We start from the raw sequence: 3,752 nt of genomic DNA, 5'->3' as shown, positions 1-3,752 counted from the left end.
CCAGATGGAACCCCATCGGCCGCGCATAGGCAGCCAGCTCGAACAGATCGGTGCGCAGCAGCGGTTCGCCGCCGGACAGGATCAGCGCCGGGACGCCGTAGCCCTTCAGATCGTCCAGGACGCCAAGCGCCTGGGCCGTCGTCAACTCGCCGGGGAACTCGTGATCGGCGGCGAAGGCGTAGCAGTGCAGGCAGGTCAGGTTGCAGCGGCGCACCAGATTCCAGATGACGACGGGGCGGATGCCGGCACCGCCGGGCGGCCGCGTTCTGGACGGTTTGGTGTCGGGGGAGAGCAATCCCGCGATGAACTGGCTGAGTCGGAACATGGCGTTTTTCTTTCTCGGGCCTTGGCCTGTTCAGGCGGAAAGGCGCAGGCCGCTCTTCTTGAGAATGCGGGTGCTGTAGAGGACCTCGTGCCCCCGGCAGACCGGTCCGAGCAGCGCCGCGATCGTCGCGACCTGCGCTTCGACCTCGTCCCGGCTCCGGCCATGGACCATGGCGAACAAGGTATAGGGCCAGTCCGGCGGCGAGGGCCGCCGGTGGTAGCAATGGCTGACGAAGGGCAGGGCGCCGACGCGGGCTCCTACTTCGTCGATCAGGTCTTCCGGGACGTCCCACACGCTCATGCCGTTATGCGCGTAGCCAAGCTTGTAGTGGTTGGGCACGGCGGCGATGCGGCGGATCTGGCCGCCGTCGAGCAGCCGGGCCAGACGCTCCCGGACCTCGCCGCCCGGAATGCCCAGCCTGTCGCCCAGCACGTCATAGGGGCGGCGTTCCAGCGGCAGCCCTTCCTGGGTTGCCAGGACAAGGCGGCGGTCCGTTTCATCGAGGATGGCGGTCATACGGCGAACCTCAGGCCGACGAAGTATTCGGCCAGCTTGGGCATGGGATGGACGGTCAGGCCGGTGCGCCGCTCGATCTCCGCGATGGCGGCATCGATCCCCTCGGGAGTTTCGGTCGCCAGCACGAACCACATGTTGAAGGCATGGTCGCGGGCGTAGTTATGCGCTACTTCCGGAAGTTCGTTGACCAGCGCCGCGACCCGCTCGAAATCCTCCGGCGGCACCTTCAGCGCCGCCAGCAGCAGCGCGCCGCCCATCCGCTCTGCATGGTAGAGCGGCCCGAATCGCGTCAGCACGCCGGTCTCGCGCAGGCGGCGGACCCGGACGATCGCGTCGTCCTCATCCAGTCCAAGTTCTTCCGCGACCGTCCGGAAAGGCCGGTCGTCCAGCGGGAAACCGTCCTGGAGGCGGTCGATCAGGCGGCGGTCGATTGCGTCCATGGCGTCAGCCCTCCCTCGCCGTGCCGTAGCATGCGGCGGTCTGCTTGAATCGGCGCGTGGTGTGCAGGATCGCGGGGGGCTGGGTCATCGTGTCCGGCAGGGTTTCCATGACGGCAACCCGGTCCTCCACGAAGGCGCGGTCGCGCGCGTGGATCATGGTGAAGAGGTTATAGGGCCACTCCGGCAGCCGGCGGGGCCGGCGGTAGCACAGGCTGACCCACGACAGCCCGGCGAACATCGCGCCGACCCGCTCGACCTCTTCGTCGGGGATGTTCCAGACCACCATGGCGTTGGAATCGAAGCCCAGTGCTGCGTGATCGACGACCACGCCGATGCGGGAGATCATTCCCTCTTTCACGAAGCCGCACATGCGGTCGATTACGACAGCCTCGTCCAGGCCCAGGCTGTTCCCCAGCGCCTCGTAGGGCCGCTCCACCAGCGGCAGGCCGTCGCGCAGCGCACCGATCAACTGCCGATCGGTTTCAGTCAATTCCATAGTCGAAATCCCAGATCCACATGAAAGTCCCGCTCGAGACGCAGGTCGAGCGGCGTCAGTCCGGTAATCGCAGCAATCTCGGCCAGCACCTGCGCTACCCGCTCCGCATCGGGAGCGGTCACCACGAACCACAGGTTCAGCCGGTGCTCGCGCGCGTAGTTGTGGTTGACCTCGGCGAAGGCGCCGACGAGGGCGGCCACGTCCTCCAGCCGCTCCGGTGGCACCGCCAGGGCCGCGAGCGTGCTGGCTCCGACGCGGTTGGGCCGGAAGACGGCGCCGACGCGGCGGACGGCGCCGGTCTCCGTCAGCCGGCGCAGCCGGTCGATCACTTCGGCCTCGCTCACCTCCAGCCGCGCCGCGATCTCCGCGAAGGGGCGGGGGGTCAGCCCGAAACCCCGCTGGAACTCGTCCAGCAGGCGCTGGTCCAGGGCGTCCATCACAGGCCGATCCGATGGGCGCGGGCGGTGAAGAAGATGCCGCTCGGCTTCTCGGCGGGCAGGGTGGCGAGAAGGGCGAAGGTCGCGGTGTCGTAGACCTTGATCCGGTCGGCGTCGCGCACCGACAGCCAGACCCGCTCGCCGCGCGGCGTGAATTCCAGATGGAGAACGCCGGGGCCGGGCTCCAGCCGATGGACCACCTTCAGCGACGGCACGTCGATCACCTGCACGACGCCGTTGTCGGGCAGCGCGAAGTTGACCCAGAGCTGGCGGCCGTCGGGACGGGCCATGACGAAGACCGGCTGCCCCTCCACCGGGATGCGTCCGGCCTCCGTCCAGGTCGCGAGGTCGATCACCAGGACCTCGTGCCGTCCGACCGCCGGGATGAAGGCGTGCCCGTCCGCTACCGCCCAGCTTTCCAGATGCGGCATCTTGAAGACGGGCAGCGCCGTCTCGCCCCGGCCGTAGCCCGCCAGCACCCGGCGCACCCCGGCTTCCGGCCGCCACAGGTCGAGCATGGCGAGGCCGTCTTCGCCGAAAAGGCCGGCGATGTAGTAGCGGCCGTCCGGCGTCACCAGCGCGTCGTAGGGCTGGCGGCCGATATCGGCGAACTTCGTGATCCGGGGTGAAGCCGGCTCGCTCAGGTCCGCCAGCCAGATTTCACCCGTGTCGTACAGGCTGAAGACGAAGCGGTTGCCCGGCGCATCCTCCAGCCCAACGACCTTGGAGCCGGTCGGGATGTCGGCGACGGGTGCCAGCGTTTCCGCATCGAAGACGCGGACGCCTCCCGGCTCGTAGTTGGCGACGGCCACCAGCCGGCCGTCCTCCGAGATAGCGCCGCCGATGCTGTTGCCGGCCTGCACGACCCGGCCCGACGTCTTCCGCGTCAGCAGGTCCAGCTTGGTCAGTCCGCCGTCGCGGCCGAACACATAGGCGAAGCGCTCGTCGCGTGAAAAGACGATGGCGGCATGGCTCAGGTCGCCCAATCCGCCGACTTCTCCCAGCACGGTATCGTGGCTGTGCTCGACCAGCTTCACGCTGCCGGTGGCCCGCTCGATCACGACGCCCAGGTCCCCGGTTCCCCGAAGTTCCGGACCGGCGGCGCAGGCGCCGAGCAGCATCGATGCCGCCAGCGCGGTAAGGCTCCTCCCGATCATGGCGCCAGTCCCTTCTTGAGTTCGTTTGCGATCCAGCCCGCTTCGTCGGCGCTCAGCAGCCCCGCCCAGGGCGGCATCGGCGTTCCGGGAATGCCGTTCAGGATGATTTCGGCCAGACTTTCGGCAGGGATGCCGTCGAGCGCCTGCGGCAGCAGGGGCGAGCCCAGTCCGCCCTTCAGCGTCATGCCGTGACACGATCCGCAGTCCTGCCGGACCATGTGCCGCAAGGCTTCCTGTCGATTGGGCGACGGCGTTGCGGCAAAGACCGGCGCCGCCGCCAGCAGCAGGGCGCCGACGGCAGCGAAGACCCGGCTAAGCATCGGCCAACTCCCGTTCGCCGTACCACGCCAGTTCCGGAGCGAGCGCCACGACCCGCCCGAC

General features: G+C 68.7%; 7 protein-coding genes. All 7 read right to left on the bottom strand.

Going from position 1 to position 3,752, the window contains the following annotated elements; genetic code table 11:
- Window positions 1-325: radical SAM protein (locus AC5JJ6_RS03520; protein ID WP_496040718.1), on the bottom strand; the 325-nt coding region annotated here is incomplete at its 3' end.
- A 30-nt stretch (window positions 326-355) separates the two neighbouring features.
- Window positions 356-841 (bottom strand): siroheme decarboxylase subunit beta, encoded by a 486-nt coding sequence (gene ahbB, locus AC5JJ6_RS03515; protein WP_496040717.1) that lies wholly within the window; start codon window positions 839-841, stop codon window positions 356-358.
- Window positions 838-1,281: an Lrp/AsnC family transcriptional regulator gene (locus AC5JJ6_RS03510; RefSeq protein ID WP_496040716.1), complete on the bottom strand. Its 444-nt coding sequence runs from the start codon at window positions 1,279-1,281 to the stop codon at window positions 838-840. Before AC5JJ6_RS03510 ends, ahbB (AC5JJ6_RS03515) begins: the two co-directional genes overlap by 4 nt.
- A 4-nt stretch (window positions 1,282-1,285) precedes the next feature.
- Complete coding sequence (gene ahbB / locus AC5JJ6_RS03505) at window positions 1,286-1,777, bottom strand: siroheme decarboxylase subunit beta (RefSeq protein WP_496040715.1); 492 nt, start codon at window positions 1,775-1,777, stop codon at window positions 1,286-1,288.
- Window positions 1,768-2,214 carry an AsnC family transcriptional regulator gene (locus tag AC5JJ6_RS03500; protein ID WP_496040714.1) on the bottom strand — a complete coding sequence of 149 codons (447 nt, stop codon included), beginning with the start codon at window positions 2,212-2,214 and terminating at the stop codon, window positions 1,768-1,770. The genes ahbB (AC5JJ6_RS03505) and AC5JJ6_RS03500 overlap by 10 nt, the downstream gene beginning before the upstream one ends.
- Entirely contained in the window at window positions 2,214-3,371 is a 1,158-nt protein-coding gene (locus tag AC5JJ6_RS03495; RefSeq protein ID WP_496040713.1) for a cytochrome D1 domain-containing protein, read from the bottom strand. The genes AC5JJ6_RS03500 and AC5JJ6_RS03495 overlap by 1 nt, the downstream gene beginning before the upstream one ends.
- On the bottom strand, window positions 3,368-3,752 hold a 385-nt coding region (locus AC5JJ6_RS03490), incomplete at its 5' end, for a c-type cytochrome (RefSeq protein ID WP_496040712.1). The genes AC5JJ6_RS03490 and AC5JJ6_RS03495, both read right to left, overlap by 4 nt.

The organism is Skermanella sp. (assembly GCF_059503625.1).
Note: the sequence above shows the minus strand (reverse complement) of the source record. Positions and strands in the feature narration are given on the sequence as shown.